The sequence below is a fragment of the Hydrogenophaga aromaticivorans genome (genome assembly GCF_013387465.1).
Taxonomy (GTDB): domain Bacteria; phylum Pseudomonadota; class Gammaproteobacteria; order Burkholderiales; family Burkholderiaceae_C; genus Hydrogenophaga; species Hydrogenophaga aromaticivorans.
In genome coordinates this window covers 53,036-69,247 of record NZ_VYGV01000025.1, presented here as the reverse complement: position 1 = coordinate 69,247, position 16,212 = coordinate 53,036, and the positions used below count along the sequence as shown (strand labels likewise).

General features: G+C 65.9%; 17 protein-coding genes. 12 read left to right on the top strand and 5 right to left on the bottom strand.

Going from position 1 to position 16,212, the window contains the following annotated elements:
* Window positions 1-63: 63 nt before the first annotated feature.
* Complete coding sequence (locus F3K02_RS22405; protein WP_246309723.1) at window positions 64-1,134, top strand: MBL fold metallo-hydrolase; 1,071 nt, start codon at window positions 64-66, stop codon at window positions 1,132-1,134.
* A 120-nt stretch (window positions 1,135-1,254) separates the two neighbouring features.
* Here the strand turns inward: F3K02_RS22405 and F3K02_RS22400 are convergent, their stop codons facing one another.
* Entirely contained in the window at window positions 1,255-2,373 is a 1,119-nt protein-coding gene (locus tag F3K02_RS22400; RefSeq protein WP_177138111.1) for a substrate-binding domain-containing protein, read from the bottom strand.
* Between the two features lie 118 nt (window positions 2,374-2,491).
* Between F3K02_RS22400 and F3K02_RS22395 the strand changes: the two genes are divergently transcribed.
* From F3K02_RS22395 to F3K02_RS22385, 3 genes are read left to right on the top strand one after another with little or no spacing between them, the layout of a single operon-like run.
* Entirely contained in the window at window positions 2,492-3,220 is a 729-nt protein-coding gene (locus F3K02_RS22395; protein ID WP_177138108.1) for an ABC transporter permease, read from the top strand.
* Window positions 3,217-3,999, top strand: coding sequence for an ABC transporter ATP-binding protein (locus tag F3K02_RS22390; protein ID WP_177138106.1), 783 nt, complete (start codon window positions 3,217-3,219; stop codon window positions 3,997-3,999). Before F3K02_RS22395 ends, F3K02_RS22390 begins: the two co-directional genes overlap by 4 nt.
* Window positions 3,996-4,844: an ABC transporter substrate-binding protein gene (locus tag F3K02_RS22385; RefSeq protein WP_177138104.1), complete on the top strand. Its 849-nt coding sequence runs from the start codon at window positions 3,996-3,998 to the stop codon at window positions 4,842-4,844. Before F3K02_RS22390 ends, F3K02_RS22385 begins: the two co-directional genes overlap by 4 nt.
* Before the next feature lie 7 nt (window positions 4,845-4,851).
* Here the strand turns inward: F3K02_RS22385 and F3K02_RS22380 are convergent, their stop codons facing one another.
* On the bottom strand, window positions 4,852-5,598 hold the full coding sequence (locus tag F3K02_RS22380; RefSeq protein WP_177138092.1) for an AraC family transcriptional regulator: 747 nt from the start codon (window positions 5,596-5,598) through the stop codon (window positions 4,852-4,854).
* Window positions 5,599-5,724: 126 nt separating this feature from the next.
* Here F3K02_RS22380 and F3K02_RS22375 point away from each other — a divergent pair, with 126 nt between their 5' ends.
* Genes F3K02_RS22375 through F3K02_RS22365 form a run of 3 tightly spaced genes read left to right on the top strand, consistent with a single transcriptional unit; the run spans window position 5,725 to window position 8,910 of the window.
* Window positions 5,725-6,663: a dihydrodipicolinate synthase family protein gene (locus F3K02_RS22375; RefSeq protein ID WP_177138090.1), complete on the top strand. Its 939-nt coding sequence runs from the start codon at window positions 5,725-5,727 to the stop codon at window positions 6,661-6,663.
* A 2-nt stretch (window positions 6,664-6,665) separates the two neighbouring features.
* Complete coding sequence (locus F3K02_RS22370; RefSeq protein WP_281362873.1) at window positions 6,666-7,631, top strand: 4-hydroxyproline epimerase; 966 nt, start codon at window positions 6,666-6,668, stop codon at window positions 7,629-7,631.
* A 13-nt stretch (window positions 7,632-7,644) separates the two neighbouring features.
* Window positions 7,645-8,910 carry an NAD(P)/FAD-dependent oxidoreductase gene (locus F3K02_RS22365; protein ID WP_177138088.1) on the top strand — a complete coding sequence of 422 codons (1,266 nt, stop codon included), beginning with the start codon at window positions 7,645-7,647 and terminating at the stop codon, window positions 8,908-8,910.
* Between the two features lie 10 nt (window positions 8,911-8,920).
* On the opposite strand, the gene modC is transcribed toward F3K02_RS22365, so the two are convergent.
* The 3 genes from modC to modA are packed head-to-tail and all read right to left on the bottom strand — an operon-like array spanning window position 8,921 to window position 11,463.
* Window positions 8,921-10,012 carry a molybdenum ABC transporter ATP-binding protein gene (modC, locus tag F3K02_RS22360; RefSeq protein WP_177138086.1) on the bottom strand — a complete coding sequence of 364 codons (1,092 nt, stop codon included), beginning with the start codon at window positions 10,010-10,012 and terminating at the stop codon, window positions 8,921-8,923.
* A complete protein-coding gene (gene modB, locus F3K02_RS22355) occupies window positions 10,009-10,692 on the bottom strand; it encodes a molybdate ABC transporter permease subunit (protein WP_177138084.1) in 684 nt (227 codons plus the stop codon). The genes modC and modB overlap by 4 nt, the downstream gene beginning before the upstream one ends.
* Before the next feature lie 15 nt (window positions 10,693-10,707).
* A complete protein-coding gene (gene modA, locus F3K02_RS22350; RefSeq protein ID WP_177138076.1) occupies window positions 10,708-11,463 on the bottom strand; it encodes a molybdate ABC transporter substrate-binding protein in 756 nt (251 codons plus the stop codon).
* Window positions 11,464-11,740: 277 nt separating this feature from the next.
* Between modA and F3K02_RS22345 the strand changes: the two genes are divergently transcribed.
* The 5 genes from F3K02_RS22345 (at window position 11,741) to F3K02_RS22325 (ending at window position 16,138) form a co-directional block, all read left to right on the top strand.
* Window positions 11,741-12,412, top strand: a complete 672-nt coding sequence (locus F3K02_RS22345) for a hypothetical protein (protein ID WP_218179551.1) — start codon at window positions 11,741-11,743, stop codon at window positions 12,410-12,412.
* Between the two features lie 73 nt (window positions 12,413-12,485).
* On the top strand, window positions 12,486-12,986 hold the full coding sequence (locus F3K02_RS22340) for an SHOCT domain-containing protein (RefSeq protein WP_177138072.1): 501 nt from the start codon (window positions 12,486-12,488) through the stop codon (window positions 12,984-12,986).
* A 158-nt stretch (window positions 12,987-13,144) separates the two neighbouring features.
* Window positions 13,145-13,912: a TOBE domain-containing protein gene (locus F3K02_RS22335; RefSeq protein WP_177138070.1), complete on the top strand. Its 768-nt coding sequence runs from the start codon at window positions 13,145-13,147 to the stop codon at window positions 13,910-13,912.
* A 231-nt stretch (window positions 13,913-14,143) separates the two neighbouring features.
* A complete protein-coding gene (gene exaC, locus F3K02_RS22330) occupies window positions 14,144-15,664 on the top strand; it encodes an acetaldehyde dehydrogenase ExaC (RefSeq protein WP_177138068.1) in 1,521 nt (506 codons plus the stop codon).
* 78 nt (window positions 15,665-15,742) lie between these two features.
* Window positions 15,743-16,138, top strand: a complete 396-nt coding sequence (locus F3K02_RS22325) for a DUF779 domain-containing protein (protein WP_177138065.1) — start codon at window positions 15,743-15,745, stop codon at window positions 16,136-16,138.
* Window positions 16,139-16,212 lie beyond the last annotated feature (74 nt).

Below are 16,212 nucleotides of genomic sequence, written 5' to 3'. Positions count from 1 at the left end.
TCCCGTCTTATGATCAAAAATAAGCACATGCTTATTTGATGATCCGAAGACAGGAGACACCCCATGAAGCAGCGGACCTCACCGGCGGACACCGGTAACGCCCTCAACCCACACACGACCGAACGCAGCCGCCGCGCGTGGCTTCGCATGATGGGGGGCGCGGGGCTGGGGGTGGCCGGACTGGCCCTGGTTCCTGAAGTGAGGCTCTTTGCCCAGCAGGTGCACGAGTTCATCGAAGGGCCGCCGGTGCCCGATGTGAAACCCGAGCAGCTGTCGCCGCACGTCTGGATGGTCTATGCCAAAGAGGGCTTTCCGACGCAGGAGAACCAGGGGTTGATGGCCAGCATCATCTTCGCCATCACCCAGAAGGGCGTGGTGGTGCTGGACACCGGGGCTTCGGTGCAGATCGGCCAGATGGCGATCCGCATGATCAAGACCGTGACGCCCAAGCCGGTGATCGCGGTCTTCAACAGTCACTACCACGGCGACCACTGGCTGGGCAATCAGGCCTTTGCCGAAACCTATGGCGCTGACCTGCCGATTCACGCGCTGGCCCACACGCGCGACCAGATCGCAGGCAATGAAGGCAATCTCTGGCGCAGCCTGATGGAGCGCTGGACCAACCAGGCGACGCTGGGCACCAAGGTGGTGGCGCCCAACAAGGTGGTCGAACATGGCCAAGTGTTCGACTATGGCGATGTGCAGATCAAACTGCACCACTACGGCCGCGCCCACACCCCGTCTGACCTGTGCTTCGAGATCGTGCAGGACAAGCTCACCTACGTGGGTGATATCGCCATGGCGAACCGCATCGCCAACATGGACGATGGCTCCTACCCCGGCACCTTCAAGTTTTACGATGAACTGAAGAAGGCGGCGGGCGATCAGCTCTGGCTGCCCGGCCACGGTCGCGGCAGCAAGGATCTGCTCGACACCTACGGCACTTTCATGAAGGGTATCTGGGAACCTTGCGTGCGGGCGGTCAAGGAAGGCATACCGATCGACGGCGCCAAGACACTCGTATTGAGCGATCCACGGGTCGCCAGCCGCGCCAAGACCATGGACGGCTTTGACAGCAACATCGGCAAGTACACCAGCCTGGCGTATCTGGAAGCGGAAAAAGAAGCTTTTTAGCTGGGCACACCCCCATCGCTTGCCCACTGCGTGTGGCTGCTCCGCCCCTCAAGGGGCTTTGTCGGGCCGCTGGCATCGCCCCCTTGAGGGGGTCGCGCGCAGCGCGGCAGGGGTGACCCTCTACCGCCACCAGGGCAGCAGGCGTTTCATGGCGGCCACCTCGCCACTGTGATCGCTCGTGTACCCAGGCAACCTGTCCAGTCGCGCCTGCCACGCCTGGCTGCCCAGCAGGGCGAGCAGACGCTTCACCGCGGGCAGCTCCAGCGCGGACTTCAGACACACCAGCAGGTAGCGCTCATCGGTCAGGGGCACGAAGCCCAGGCCCTGGCTGCGCGCCGCGTATTCGGTGCCCAGGCCCGCATCACCGTCACCGCTGGCGATCGCCTGCGCCACGGCGGCGTGTGAGCTTTCCACGCGGTCATAGCCCCGCAGATCGATCGGGTCCATGCCGGCCTGCGTCAGCAGTTCTTCGAGCAGTAGGCGGGTGCCTGTGCCTTTGGCGCGGTTGATGAAGCGTGCCTGCAACCGTGCCACATCGCGCATGTCCCACAGGCGCAGTGGGTTGCCCGGCGCCACCATCAGGCCCTGGGAGCGGCGGGCGAAGCCGATGATCTTGTGCGTGCCCGGTTTGAGCAGCGGGCGGTAGGTGCGTGCGCTCAGGCTGGTCGCGTCGGCGAACGGCTGAGTGTGAAAACCCGCCAGCACGCAGCGCCCTTCGTTCAACGCGCGGATGGCGTCCACGCTGCCGCAGAAGCGGATGTCCAGGTGCAGACCCGTTGCCCCGGCCACCGGGCTGGCGGCGATGTCCTGTAGCTCGTTCAGGGCGTGGTCGTGGCTGGCGTACAGGGTCAGCACTTCGGCGCCCGCTTCGCTGGTTTCGGGCTCGAACGCCAGCGCAAAGGCGCGCTCCAGCTCGGCCCGCAGGCTTTCCATCTGCGGCCCCAGGCGCGCCTGCGCCAGCCGCTCAGCCATCAGCAGGCGCTCGCCGAACGGGCTGAGCAGGGCCGACTGGCCACGTTCCCACACCAGCAGTTCCTGGCCCAGCTCGGTTTCCCAGGCCTTGAGCTGGCCCCAGACGTGGCGGTACGACAGACCCAGAAAGCGCGCCGCGCCCGAGATGGAACCCCGCTCCCGGACGGCGTGCAGCACGTCCATCATGGTGTTGCGCAGCAGCGCGTGGTGGGGCGTGCGGCCCGTGCCATGTGCTGTGAGCGAATACGAAAGCTCGACCTTTCTCATGGCCGCGAGTGTGCCTCAAGCGCCGTCGCCGCTGGCCTGGAGCCTATGCACACGGGTTCATACCGCGTCACTACGTACTCTCAAACCCGCGGTGCCCACGTAAGCTCGTACGCACCATATGAACACCTTTTCCGATAGCGCGGGAACCGCGCTGCAACTGATCCTCTCGGGCGACGCGGGCCTCTGGGCCATCGTGCTGCGCTCGCTGGCGGTGAGCGCCACGGCCTGTTTGCTGGCCTGCAGCCTGGGGCTGGCGCTCGGCGCCTGGCTGGGGGTGTCGCGTTTTGCGGGTCGGGGCGTGGTGCTGACGCTGCTCAACACCTTTCTGGCCGTGCCGGCGGTGGTCGTGGGGCTGGTGGTGTACCTGCTGCTCTCGCGCTCGGGGCCGCTGGGTTTTCTGGGCTGGCTGTTCAGCTTCCAGGCCATGGTGCTGGCGCAGGCCATCCTGGTGCTGCCATTGGTCACCGCGCTCACACGCCAGGTGGTGGAAGACGTGGACCGCAGCCACGGCGAACAGTTGTCGTCGCTCGGCGCCCGCCTGGGCCTGCGCAGCCTGCTGCTGGCCTGGGACGAGCGCTACGCCCTGCTCACGGTGCTGATCACTGCTTTTGGCCGCGCCATCGCCGAGGTGGGCGCGGTGATGATCGTGGGCGGCAACATCGAAGGTTTCACCCGCGTCATGACCACCGCCATCGCGTTGGAAACCAGCAAGGGCGATCTGCCGCTGGCCCTCGGGCTGGGCATCGTGTTGCTGGCCGTGGTGCTGCTGCTCAACAGCCTGGTGGCGCTGTTGCGCCGCTGGCGCGAGCACCTGGACGGTGGCGACCTGCGGATGGCCACGACATGAGGATCGAACGCCCCACCGAAGGCAGCGCGGCCGGCGCCACGGTGCGACAGGACACCGTGCTGGAACTGCAGGACGTGAACGTGAGCCTGGGTCCTGCGGCCCAGGTTGAAGCGCTGCGCAACATCACGCTCACCATCGACGCCGGTGAGCGCGTGGCCCTGGTCGGACCCAACGGTTGCGGCAAGAGCACGCTCTTGCGCACGCTGCACGGTCTGCTGCCCATCGCCTCGGGACAGCGTCGGGTGCCACAGGCCTCGCGCATCGCCATGCTGTTCCAGCGGCCGCACATGTTGCGCATGTCGGTGCGGCGCAACCTGCAGCTCGGCCTGTGGCTCAGCGGAGTGCCCTGGGTGCAGACGCGCGGTCGTGCGCAGCAGGCACTCGTGCGTGTCGACCTCGTGCACCTGGCCGATCGCAACGGCCGCGCGCTCTCGGGCGGGCAGCAGCAGCGCGTGGCACTGGCGCGAGCCTGGGCGCTGCAGCCCGACGTGTGGCTGCTTGACGAACCCACCGCCAGCCTGGACCCGCACGCCAAGCGCGATGTGGAGGCGCTGATCGCCGACTTTGGCGACGAGCTGCCCGCAACCGGACGACGGCCGCCCACGCTGGTGCTGGCCAGCCACAACCTCGGCCAGGTCAAGCGCCTGGCCAGCCGCGTGATCTATCTCGAACAGGGGCGTGTGCTGGCCGATCTGCCGGTGCACGACTTCTTCAACCAGGACCTGCTCGAACAACGTTCGCCGCAGGCCAGCGCTTTTGTCAAAGGAGAAACCACATGAAAGCTTCCCTCTCTTCCCGCCGCACCGTCGTGCGCCTGCTGGCCGCGGCCGGCTTCATCACCGCGGGCCTGCTGGCCAGCACCGCCGCGCTGGCGCAAAGCAGCATCGTCGTGGCGTCCACCACATCCACCGAACAGTCCGGCCTGTTCAGCTACCTGCTGCCCGAGTTCAAGAAAGCCAGCGGCATCGACGTGAAGGTCGTGGCCCTGGGCACCGGCCAGGCCATCGACATGGCACGCCGTGGCGATGCCGACGTGCTGTTCGTGCACGACAAGGTGGCCGAAGAGAAGTTCGTCGCCGACGGCTTTGCCGCCAAGCGCCAGGAGGTCATGTACAACGACTTCGTGCTGATCGGCCCCAAGGCCGACCCGGCGGGCACCAAGGGCAGCGACATCGTGGCCGCGCTGAAGAAAGTGGCCACGGCCAACGCGCCCTTCATCTCGCGTGGCGACAAGAGCGGCACGCACGCCGCCGAGCTGCGCTTCTGGAAGATGACCGACACCGATACCAGCAAGGGTTCTGGCTACAAAGAATGCGGTTGCGGCATGGGCCCGGCCCTCAACATCGGCGCCAGCAGCGGCGCCTATGTATTGGCCGACCGCGGCACCTGGTTGAACTTCAAGAACCGCGCCGACATGGTGGTGCTGGTCGAAGGCGACAAGCGCCTGTTTAACCAGTACGGCGTGATGCTCGTGAGCGCCGCCAAGCACCCGCAGGTGAAGACGGCCGAAGGCCAGAAGTTTGTCGACTGGGTGACTGGCGAGGCTGGGCAGAAGGCCATCGCTTCTTACAAGATCGGTGGCGAGCAGCTGTTCTTCCCGAACGCTGCAGCCGCTGCCCGCTGATTTCTGCTCATGGCCTCATGCCCCGGTAGGCCGAGGGCGTGAGGCCCACCGATTTGCGGAACTGGCGTGTGAACGAGGCCTGGTCGGCGTAGCCACACGACAGGGCAATCTCGCTGATCGGATCGCGCGAATGGCGCAACAGGTCGCACGCCCGCTCGATGCGCGCCTGGATCACGTATTGACCCGCCGTCACGCCAAACAGGCCGCGGATGCGCTGGTCCAGCTGAAACACCGACAGACCGGCCAGGGCGGCGAGTTCTTCCAGCGGCAGCGGTGAGTCCAGGTGCCGTGCGACGTGCTCGATGGCGCGCGACACCGCGGCGGCCTCGTTCGTTGAGCCCATGGGTTGCTGGATGTCGCGCGACAGACCGGCGAGCCCGACGATGCGGCCTTGCGCGTCGGTGATCGCGACCTTCCAGGTGAGGCACCAGCCCGGTTTCCGGTTGCCGTACAGGTGCAGCTCCAGCTGAGCGTTGATCGCGGGGCCGCCTTGCAGGACGCGCTGGTCCTGTTGCGAATACCCGGACCCCAGCGGGAGCGGGAACACCTGTTCCGCCGTCTTGCCGATCAGCTCTGACTTGTGCTCGAAGCCGCAGCGCTGGACCAGGGTCTGGTTGACCGCTGTGTAGCGCCCCTGCGTGTCCTTGAGGAAGAACACGGTGTCGGCCACGTGGTCGAACAGCAGGTCGCCCCGGAAGAACCCGTGGTCGATCAGGAGCCCTGGCGACAGGGGCGCTGGCAGAGAAAAATCCATGGCATTCGGGGCCCGAGCGTTTGTGCAATTTCCCCAGTCGACACCCCACTTTCCGACAAGACGTGGAGCGCCCGAACTGCGAGACTGCCGGCAGCTTAACAGTCACTTGAACGGAGCTTCCCACCCATGAAACGGAACATCTTCAGCGGCACGATCCCTGCCTTGATGACCCCTTGCACGCCCGACCGGCAACCGGATTTCGACGCCCTGGTCAGCACCGGCCGCGACCTCATCGAAGCCGGCATGTCGGCCCTGGTGTACTGCGGTTCCATGGGCGACTGGCCCCTGCTGAGCGACGAGCAGCGCATGGAAGGCGTCGAGCGGCTGGTGCGCGCACGCCTGCCCGTGATCGTGGGCACCGGGGCGCAGAACACGGCCCGCGCCAGCGCGCTGGCCGCGCACGCCAAGGCCTGTGGCGCCAGGGGCCTGATGATCATTCCCCGCGTGCTGTCGCGCGGCAACTCGGCGGCGGCCCAGCGCGCGCACTTCGCCGACATCCTCACGGCGGCGGTCGACCTGCCCAGTGTGATCTACAACAGCCCCTACTACGGCTACGAAACCAAGGCCGACCTGTTCTTTGAACTGCGCTCGCGCTTCCCCCACCTGATCGGCTTCAAGGAGTTCGGCGGCGCGGCCTCCTTGCGCTACGCGGCGGAGCACATCACCTCGCGCGATGCGGGCGTGACGCTGATGGTCGGGGTGGATACGCAGGTGTTCCACGGCTTCGTCAACTGCGGCGCGAAGGGCGCCATCACGGGCATCGGCAACGTGCTGCCCAAGGAAGTGTTGCAACTGGTGGCCCTGTGCGAGCAGGCGGCTGACGGCGACGTGCTGGCCCGCCAGCGCGCGCAAGAGCTGGAGGCGGCGCTGGCGGTGCTGTCGTCTTTTGACGAAGGTGTGGACCTGGTGCTGTACTTCAAGCACCTGATGGTGCTGCAGGGCCACGAGGCCTACACCTTGCACTTCAACCCCAGCGATGCGCTGTCCGACAGCCAGAAGCACTACGCCACCCACCAGTTCGAGCTCTTCAAGCGCTGGTACGCCAGCTGGCCGGGGAGGGCCTGACCATGGCACCGAACACGACGCGGATCGAGATGCAGGTCATCGACTCCCACACCGAGGGTGAGCCCACGCGCCTGGTGGTGGCCGGCGGGCCCCCCTTGGGCCACGGCCCCCTGAGCGAGCGCAAAGCCCTGTTTGCCCGCGACTTCGACCACTACCGCGTGCTGGCGGCCAACGAACCGCGCGGTTACGACGCTGTGGTCGGCGCCCTGTTGTGCGAGCCGGTGGACAGCAGCTGCGCCGCCGGCCTGATCTTCTTCAACAACACCGGCTACCTGGGCATGTGCGGCCACGGCACGATTGGCGCCGCCGTCACGCTCGCCCACATGGGCCGCATCGCGCCCGGCGTGCACCGCTTCGAAACGCCGGTCGGGGTGGTGAGCGTGGACCTGCGCTCCGCCAATGAAGTGACGATCCAGAACGTCGAGAGCCAGGTCTTCCGGCGCGATGTGGCGATCGACGTACCCGGCCTGGGGCGCGTGGTGGGCGACGTCGCCTGGGGTGGCAACTGGTTCTTCCTCTGCCACAGCACCCCCTGCAAACTCACGCTGCAGAACATTGGCGAACTCAGCCTCCAGGCCGAGGCCGTGAAGGTGGCGCTGGTGCGCGACGGCATCACCGGGCGCGACGGGGCCGAGATCGACCACGTCGAGTTCTTCGGCCCGGCGGTGTCTGCCGACGCGCACAGCCGCAACTTCGTGCTGTGCCCCGGCGGCGCCTACGACCGCTCCCCGTGCGGCACCGGCACCAGCGCCAAGCTGGCCTGCCTGGCCGCGGCCGGCAAGCTGCAACCAGGCGAGACCTGGGTGCAGGAAAGCGTGATCGGCAGCCGCTTCGAGGCCAGCTACCAGCCCACCGAACACGGCGTCATCCCCAGCATCACCGGCCGCGCCTACGTCACCGCCGAAGCCCGGCTGATCGCCGATCCGGCCGATCCCCTGCTGCCGGCGGCGTTTCGCGCGGCGCTCTGACCTCAACAGACGCATGACATCAGGCATCAACTCAGCCTCCGCAACCGCCGATGTGGCGGTGGTGGGCGCCGGCATCATCGGCCTCTCGGTGGCGATGCACCTGGTGGCTCAGGGCCGTTCGGTGCTGCTGATCGACCGCAAAGGCATTGCCCTCGAAACCAGCGCCCAGAACGCCGGCGCGCTGGCCTTCTCAGACATCCTCCCCTTGGCCTCGCCGCGCATCCTGCGGCAGGCGCCGCGCTGGCTGCTCGACCCGCTGGGGCCGCTGGCCATCCGCCCGGGCTACGCGCTGCAGATGTTGCCCTGGCTCATGCGTTTCGGCATGGCCAGCCGGCCCTCGGCCTACCGCGCGAGCCTGCAGGCCCAGACGCAGCTGATGCGCCTGGCCGCGCCCGCGTTTCACGCCATGCTGGCCCGCGCGAAGGCTTCGCACATGATCCGCCAGGACGGCTCCTTGCAGGTCTATGAAAGCGATGCCGAGTTTCGCTCCAGTCTCCCGGGCTGGCAGCTGCGCGCCGAAGCGGGCATCGCCTTCGAGCACGTGAAAGGCGAGCGGCTGCGGGCGCTGCAACCGGGCCTGGCCAGCGCCATCATCGCGGGCACCTTCGTGCCGCATTGGGAAACCGTGAGCGACCCGTTCGAGGTGGCTTCGGCGCTGGGCCGCCATGTGATGCAGGCGGGCGCCCGCTGGCGGCAGGCCGAAGTGCGGTCCATAGCCGTGCGCGATGGCGGTGTGGAATTGCAGCTCGCGCAGGGCAGCGCAGTGCGCGCGAAGCAGGCGGTGATCGCCACCGGCGCGTGGTCGCGCCATCTCGCGGCCCAGCTGGGCGATGCCATCCCGCTGGACACCGAGCGCGGCTACAACACCACGCTGCCGTCCGGGGCGTTTGACCTCCAGCGCCAGATCATCTTTGGCGCCCATGGCTTTGTGGTCACGCCGCTGTCGACCGGCATCCGGGTCGGAGGTGCGGTGGAACTGGGCGGGCTCAAGCTGCCGCCCAACTTCAAGCGGTCGGCCCACATGCTGGAGAAGGCTTCGCGCCTGCTGCCGGGGTTGCGCACCGAGGGCGGCACGCAGTGGATGGGCTACCGCCCCTCGCTGCCCGACTCGCTGCCCGTCATCGGGCACGCCAGGGCCATCCGGCAGGTGGTCTACGCGTTCGGCCACGGGCACCTGGGCCTGACGCAGAGCGGCGCCACCGGGCAGCTGGTGGCCGAGTTGCTGGCGGGGCAAACACCGTCCATCGCACTCAATCCTTTCCGGCCCGACCGGTTTTAGTTTCTGGCGCTTAACGCACCATCGCCACGCCCTTGATCTGCGCATACACCGGCAGACCGGGGGTGATGCCCAGCCGCTCGCAAGAGAGCCGGCTGATGCGCGAGAGCAGGCGCGTGTCGTGGCCCAGGCGCAGGCCCACCAACACCTGTCCCGGGCCGTCGTCGCAGACATCACTCACCGTGGCCGGCAGGCAGTTGAGCACGCTGGTCTGCTCCGGCTTCATCAGCGACAGGCTCACGTCGCGTGCCTGGATGCGCACACGCACCGGCGTGCGGTCCGGCAGCGGTGTGGCGCGGGTTTGCGGCAGCAGCAGCGTGCCGCCGTCAAAGCGCAGTTCGCACAGGTCGCTGTCGCTTTGCAGGCCGCAAGTGACGGCTTCCACCAGGGCGCCCGCGCTGTCGCCGTGGGCCAGCGGCAGATCGGCGCGGGTCATCAGTTCCAGCACCGGCCCTTGCGCCAGCACCCGGCCTTGCTCCAGCAGCACCACGTGATCAGCCAGGCGCGCCACCTCGTCCACCGAGTGCGTCACGTACACCACCGGGATGTCCAGCGCCTGGTGCAGCTGCTCCAGCCAGGGCAGGATCTCGGCCTTGCGCGGCGCGTCCAGCGCGGCCAGGGGCTCGTCCATCAGCAGCACGCGCGGGCTGGTGGCCAGCGCCCGGGCCATGGCCACGCGCTGGCGCTCGCCGCCCGACAGCTCGTGCGGCATGCGCCGCAGCAGGTGGCCAATGCCCAGCAGCGCCAGGCCGTGGTCCCAGCCGTAGCGGCGCTGCGCGGCGGGCGTGCGGCGGTAGCCGAAGCGGATGTTGTCCTGCACGCTGAGGTGGTCAAACAGGCTGGCTTCCTGAAACACATAGCCCAGCGCGCGCTGGTGCGGGGGCACGAACAGCCCCCGGGCGCTGTCTTGCCACAGCTCGCCGCCCACGCTCAGGCGCCCGCTGGCCGCGGGCTCCAGGCCCGCGAGCACACGCAGGCAGGTGGTCTTGCCCGAGCCCGAGGCGCCGAACAGGGCGGTCAGCCCGCGGCCCGGCAGCGTGAGGTCCAAGGCCAGCGTGAAGGCGCCGCGCACCAGCCGGGTTTGCAGGGTCAGGCCAGAGGTCATGCGGCGCTCCGGCGGCGGCGCGCGTTGTAGAGCTGCAAAGCCAGCAGCACGGCGAACGAAAACACCAGCAGCACGGCGGCCAGGCGGTGGGCCTCACCGTATTCCAGCGCCTCCACGTGGTCGTAGATCTGCACCGAGGCCACGCGCGTTTCGCCCGCGATGTTGCCGCCCACCATGAGCACCACGCCGAACTCGCCCACCGTGTGGGCAAAGCTCATGATGATGCCGGTGACCAGCCCGGGGCGGCACAGCGGCAGCACCACGCTGAAAAACGTGTCCAGCGGCGAAGCCCGCAGGCTGGCCGCCACCTCCAGCGGGCGGTTGCCCATGGCCTCCATGGCGTTGTGCACCGGCTGCACCATGAAGGGCAGCGAATAGAACACCGAGGCCACCACCAGGCCGGTGAAGCTGAAGGGCAGCAGACCCAGGCCGAGCGCCTGCGTCCATTGGCCGACCGGGCCGTTCGGCCCCATGGCCACCAGCAAATAGAAGCCCAGCACCGACGGCGGCAGCACGATGGGCAGCGCCACCACCGTGGCCAGCGGCGTCTTGAGCCAAGAGCGGGTGCGCGCCAGCCACCAGGCCAGCGGCACGCCCAGCAGCAGCAAGATGGCCGTGGTCAGCGTGGCGACTTTCAAAGTCAGCCCGAGGGCCTGGAGATCGGCGGGGGTCAGCAGCATGCGGGGCGCGCGGTGTCAGATGTCATATCCGTATGAGCGGATCAGGTCTTTGACGTTCGAGCTTTTGAGCAGTGTGAGCAGCGCCTGCGCCGCCTCGTTGCCCGCACCGCGTTTCAGCAGCACGGCGTCCTGCCGGATCGGATCGTAGAGCGTCTGCGGCACCACCCACATCGAGCCGCCCTTGAGCCGCCCGCCCTCCAGCACCTGCGACATCGCCACAAAACCCACCGCGGCGTTGCCGGTGTGCACGAAGCTGTAGGTCTGGCCGATGCTCTCACCCTGCACCAGCTTCGGCGCGAGCGTGGCGCTCAGGCCCAGCCGGTCCATCGCCTGCACCGCCGCCGCGCCGTAGGGCGCCAGCTTGGGCGCCGCGTGGGCCACCTTGCCCAGGCCGGGGCTTCGGAGGATGTCGCCCCGGGCATCCACGGTCGTGGCGCTGGCCGACCACAGCACCAGCTTGCCGGTGGCGTAGGTGAAGCGGCTGCCCGGCTGCGTCAAACCTTCTTTCTCCAGCGTCTCAGGCGTCTTGGTGTCGGCCGCCAGCAGCAGGTCGAACGGCGCACCGTTCCTGATCTGCGCATAGAGCTTGCCGGTGGAGCCCAGCGTGATCTTCAGCGTGTGGCCCGTGGTTTTTTCCAGCACGGCGGCGATGGCCTTGATGGGTTCGGCGAAGTTGGCGGCCACAGCCACCTGGGCTTCTGCAGACCAGGCGGCGCAGTGGGCGAGCGTGGCGAAGAGCAGGGCGGCTAGAGGGCGAAAGGGCAGGGGCATGGTGACCTCGGATTGGAGCGGGACGCGGCAGCTGGGACTCGTTATCCCAGAATGGAATAGCGAGTGTAGCTGGTGTTTTCTTGGAGTCGAAGTAGTTGACCTGGCTCGGCTGGCGCAGCAGACAGCTGTCGGGGTATCGATTCTGCAAACCTCTTGAAGCCTGCAGTACGATGCGCTACAGAATTGATTTGGAAAGACTTTTCATCAAGGCGCGCAACTTGTTTTACGACTGCGATTGCGGGTATTCTGGGTTTTCTCATTCGAATCAGAAGGCGCCATGACCTCCCCGTATCGCCAAAGCATTGCTCGGTTCATGAACCACTTCCGCGGGCAACTCGCGCAGATCGACCTTGTTCAGTCAGAGCAGTTCAGGCAGACGCTCTACTGCTTGGCGCTCGATCCCTTTGCGACCGCTGCTTATCCGAAATCTGGTAGCCGAAGCGGCGTTGTCAGACTGCTTCGAGAACTGTCCGACTGGCCAGATGCAATGCGAGTGAGCCGTCTCCAACTTCGCCTTGCACTTCAAGTCGAAGGCCTTGCGAAGGGCAAGCTTTACCGGGAAGTTCAAAGCCACCTCAGACACCAGCCGATTCGACACAGGGCGCCGCTGTCGACATCTCCCCTCGCCTCTGAACTCGTTCCCTACGCCACAGTCAAGCAAGAGTTGAAGGTTTTAGAGATGTGCACATACAGCCATCTTTTCTACACGTTCAGGAGCAACCTCGTGCACGAGTTTCGTCCGCCTGGCTATCAGAATGATTGGGGGCTAGACAGTGTTGATCCCTACTATGGAAAGTCGGCGTTTGACAAGCACCAACTGGTCTTCCCTGTCGCTTTCGTTTCCCGTATTGCGCACAAGTCTCTGGAAAAACTAGAGACTTATCTGCTTGCGAACAAGATCGCTCCACATTCAAAGTTTGCTTTTGGCTCTTTGTGGCGGTGGCATTGACGGTCCGCTCAGCTCAGGCAGACCGAAAATCTGCCTACCCTCTCTTCCTCGTCCCATCAATACAACGAAAACCATGAATGCACTCAAGTTGATCCCAGCAATCTTGGTTCTCGCAGCCTGTGCCAATGCGGGGGTTGTGCAGGTCGCTCCGGATACCTACCTGCTCTCGAAGCAGGACAACGCCGGAATCTTTGGGAACTTCGCTAGATTCAAGACGGAAGTGATTCAGGAGGCCAACGACTTCGCGACGGGGAAAGGTAAGGTTGCCATCCCGGTCACGATGAACGAGACGCCTGCGGGCCCTGGTAGATTCGCGACATTCCAGTACCAATTTCGTTTGGTTGATGCGAGTGATCCAACGGCCCAACGAGTTACGTTGACTAGACAGCCGGATGTGCTGATTGAGTCAACGAGTCGCTCTACAGCAGACGTTAACCTTCGCACGCCGCCAGCGCAAAGCACTGATCTCTATGCAGAGCTTCTAAAACTCGATGATCTGCGCAAGCGAGGCATTCTCACCGAGGCAGAGTTTGGCGTTCAGAAGACGAAGTTGCTTGAGCAGAAGCGGCCTTAAAAGCGAGCGGCTAGGCACCGCCGCCGATCCTTTCGTATGTGGACTCCACCTAAACGGCAAGGTACTGACCGATAGGGTACTTTGGGGTACAGGACCTGCAGTCGCCGATCCGGCGTGGAATCGTGAATCTCCCTTGCAGACAAAAGCCTGCGACTTCCATGACCTCACCTCTTCACACCGCACTCTCAGAAGCCCTCGGCCACGCCATCAGCGACAAGCGACTGGAGGTGTTGCGCCGGGTGGGCGAGACGGGTTCCATCTCGCAGGCCGCTCGCGACACGGGCATCAGCTACAAGGCCGCGTGGCAGGCCATCGACACGCTCACCAACTTGAGCGGCGTGCCGTTGGTGGAGCGCACGGTGGGCGGGGCGGGTGGGGGCGGCGCGCGCATCACGCCGCAGGGGCTGCAGCTGCTGGCTCTGGCGGACGAGCTGGCCCAGGCGCGTGAGGCGGTGTTGACGCGGTTTGCCGGTGGGTCTTCTGGTTTGCGCTTTGGTCTGGGTTTGCGCACCAGCATGCGCAACCAGTTGCCTTGCCGTGTCGAAGCGGTGGAGTCGCTGGGGCAGGGCGATCCCACGGTGCTGGTGCGGCTGCGCACGCCGGGGCAGGCGCTGCTCACGTCGAGCGTGACGCGTGAGAGCGCCGATCTGCTGGGCCTGCGCGCGGGGCTGGAGGTGCTGGTGTTGTGCAAGGCCACGGCGGTGCGGGTCGGCCGGGATGAGGTGGAAGACACGCCCGGCCAGTGTGTGCTGCCCGGTCGCATCGAGCGGCTGGCGCGCGGGCAGGGGCGTGACGAGGTGGTGCTCGCGCTGGATGGGGGTGGTCAGTGGGTGGGCTTTGCGGAGCACCCGTCGGCGGCGCGCAAGGGGCAGCGGGCCTGGGCTTCGATGGGCGTTTCGTCGCTCGTGATCGGTCTGGCGGGGTAACCGGCATCGAGCGTTGGCACCCGCGTTCATATGAACGGGTGTGCCGTACCAGGCTGGCGCAGTGCGCAGCGGTTTGGGCCTGAATGGCGCAACCCTTCATTTTGTGTTGTCAAAAAAGTGAGCAATCGTCTCAATTTGAGTCGGTCTTCTGGCGTGGCACGGAAGTTGTGGTGATGAAGGCAGCCCATCGGGCGATTCACTTTTTATCCACCATCCCAGAGGACGACAAACATGATTTACGCAGCCCCAGGCGTCGCCGGCGCCAAGATCGCCTACAAGCCCCGTTACGACAACTTCATTGGCGGCAAGTGGGTCGTGCCGTGCAAGGGCCAGTACTTTGACGTGATCACGCCCGTGAGCGGCCAGGTCTACACGCAGGCCGCGCGCTCCACCGCCGAAGACATCGAACTCGCGCTCGACGCCGCCCACGCCGCCGCCGACAAGTGGGGCAAGACCGACGCCGCCACGCGCTCCAACCTCCTGCTGAAGATCGCCGACCGCATCGAGCAGAACCTGGAGCTGCTGGCCTACGCCGAGACCGTGGACAACGGCAAGGCGATCCGCGAAACGCTCAACGCCGACATCCCGCTGACCGTCGACCATTTCCGCTATTTCGCGGGCTGCGTGCGCGCGCAGGAAGGTGGCGTCAGCGAAATCGACGAGAACACCATGGCGTACCACATCCAGGAACCGCTGGGCGTGGTCGGCCAGATCATTCCCTGGAACTTCCCCATCCTGATGGCGGCGTGGAAACTGGCCCCGGCCATCGGCGCGGGCAACTGCGTGGTGCTCAAGCCGGCAGAGTCCACCCCGATCTCGATCCTGATCCTGGCCGAGCTGATCGCCGACCTGCTGCCCCCGGGCGTGCTGAACATCGTCAACGGTTACGGCCGTGAAGCCGGCATGCCGCTGGCCACGAGCAAGCGCATCGCCAAGATCGCCTTCACGGGCTCCACCACCACGGGCCGCGTGATCGCCCAGGCCGCTGCCAACAACCTGATCCCGGCGACGCTGGAACTCGGCGGCAAGTCGCCCAACGTGTTCTTCGCCGACATCATGGACAAGGACGACGCCTTCCTCGACAAGGCCGTCGAAGGCCTGGTGCTGTTCGCGTTCAACCAGGGTGAGGTCTGCACCTGCCCGAGCCGTGCGCTGATTCAAGAGTCCATCTACGACAAGTTCATGGAGCGCGTCCTGAAGCGCGTCGCCGCCATCAAACACGCCAACCCGCTGGACACCGACAGCATGATGGGCGCGCAGGCTTCCAAAGAGCAACTGACCAAGATCCTGTCGTACCTGGAACTGGGCAAGGAAGAAGGCGCTGAAGTGCTGGCCGGCGGTGGACAAGCCCACCTGGGTGGTGATCTGGAAGGCGGCTACTACGTGCAGCCCACGCTGTTCAAGGGCCACAACAAGATGCGCATCTTCCAGGAAGAAATCTTTGGCCCCGTGCTGGCCGTGACCACCTTCAAGGACGAAGCCGAAGCCCTCGAAATCGCCAACGACACGCTGTACGGCCTGGGCGCCGGGGTGTGGAGCCGCAACGGCAACGTGGCCTACCGCATGGGCCGCGCGATCAAGGCGGGCCGTGTGTGGACCAACTGCTACCACGCCTACCCGGCACACGCTGCGTTCGGTGGTTACAAGGAATCGGGCATCGGCCGCGAAACCCACAAGATGATGCTCGACCACTACCAGCAGACGAAGAACCTGCTCGTTTCCTACTCGGAAAACAAGCTGGGATTTTTCTGATCCGTCCGGATTGAAGTGAGATCAAAGGGGAGCTGGCAACGGCTCCCCTTTTTGGCTTTCGGAACAAGGAGACAAGTCATGGTTGAAAAAGTCATTGCCACACCGGCCGCGGTCGAGCTGATTCAGTTCCTGAAGACCAAACACGGGCCCGAACTCATGTTCCACCAATCGGGTGGCTGCTGCGACAACAGCGCGGCCAACTGTTACCTGCCGGGCGAGATCACCATGGGCGCGGGCGATGTGTACCTGGGCCACATAGGAGGGTGCCCGTTCTACATCGGCAAGGCGCAATACGCCTACTGGCGCCACACGCAGCTCATCATCGACGTGATCGAAGGCCACGGCGGCACCTTCTCGCTCGAAGGGCCGGAGGGCAAGGCCTTCCACACGCGCTCGCGGGTGTTCAGCGAGGCCGAGATGGCCGAACTCGACGCCGAAGAGTTGGCCGGTGGGGGCCGGGCTTCGTCCCGGTGAGTTCGGTCGGGGTTGCGCAGGGTGTTCCATTTCGGCGCAGAGGCTGGTGGCATAAAACTTGTATCCAGCATGCA

Excerpts from the sequence above, each read along its gene's own strand:
- F3K02_RS22400 (WP_177138111.1), bottom strand. The coding sequence starts at position 2,373 with ATGAGAAAGGTCGAGCTTTCGTATTCGCTCACAGCACATGGCACGGGC.
- F3K02_RS22375 (WP_177138090.1), top strand. The coding sequence starts at position 5,725 with ATGAAACGGAACATCTTCAGCGGCACGATCCCTGCCTTGATGACCCCT.
- F3K02_RS22405 (WP_246309723.1), top strand. The coding sequence starts at position 64 with ATGAAGCAGCGGACCTCACCGGCGGACACCGGTAACGCCCTCAACCCA.
- F3K02_RS22345 (WP_218179551.1), top strand. The coding sequence starts at position 11,741 with ATGACCTCCCCGTATCGCCAAAGCATTGCTCGGTTCATGAACCACTTC.
- F3K02_RS22370 (WP_281362873.1), top strand. The coding sequence starts at position 6,666 with ATGGCACCGAACACGACGCGGATCGAGATGCAGGTCATCGACTCCCAC.
- modC (WP_177138086.1), bottom strand. The coding sequence starts at position 10,012 with ATGACCTCTGGCCTGACCCTGCAAACCCGGCTGGTGCGCGGCGCCTTC.
- F3K02_RS22340 (WP_177138072.1), top strand. The coding sequence starts at position 12,486 with ATGAATGCACTCAAGTTGATCCCAGCAATCTTGGTTCTCGCAGCCTGT.
- F3K02_RS22365 (WP_177138088.1), top strand. The coding sequence starts at position 7,645 with ATGACATCAGGCATCAACTCAGCCTCCGCAACCGCCGATGTGGCGGTG.
- F3K02_RS22380 (WP_177138092.1), bottom strand. The coding sequence starts at position 5,598 with ATGGATTTTTCTCTGCCAGCGCCCCTGTCGCCAGGGCTCCTGATCGAC.
- F3K02_RS22335 (WP_177138070.1), top strand. The coding sequence starts at position 13,145 with ATGACCTCACCTCTTCACACCGCACTCTCAGAAGCCCTCGGCCACGCC.
- F3K02_RS22390 (WP_177138106.1), top strand. The coding sequence starts at position 3,217 with ATGAGGATCGAACGCCCCACCGAAGGCAGCGCGGCCGGCGCCACGGTG.
- F3K02_RS22325 (WP_177138065.1), top strand. The coding sequence starts at position 15,743 with ATGGTTGAAAAAGTCATTGCCACACCGGCCGCGGTCGAGCTGATTCAG.
- modB (WP_177138084.1), bottom strand. The coding sequence starts at position 10,692 with ATGCTGCTGACCCCCGCCGATCTCCAGGCCCTCGGGCTGACTTTGAAA.
- F3K02_RS22395 (WP_177138108.1), top strand. The coding sequence starts at position 2,492 with ATGAACACCTTTTCCGATAGCGCGGGAACCGCGCTGCAACTGATCCTC.
- exaC (WP_177138068.1), top strand. The coding sequence starts at position 14,144 with ATGATTTACGCAGCCCCAGGCGTCGCCGGCGCCAAGATCGCCTACAAG.
- F3K02_RS22385 (WP_177138104.1), top strand. The coding sequence starts at position 3,996 with ATGAAAGCTTCCCTCTCTTCCCGCCGCACCGTCGTGCGCCTGCTGGCC.
- modA (WP_177138076.1), bottom strand. The coding sequence starts at position 11,463 with ATGCCCCTGCCCTTTCGCCCTCTAGCCGCCCTGCTCTTCGCCACGCTC.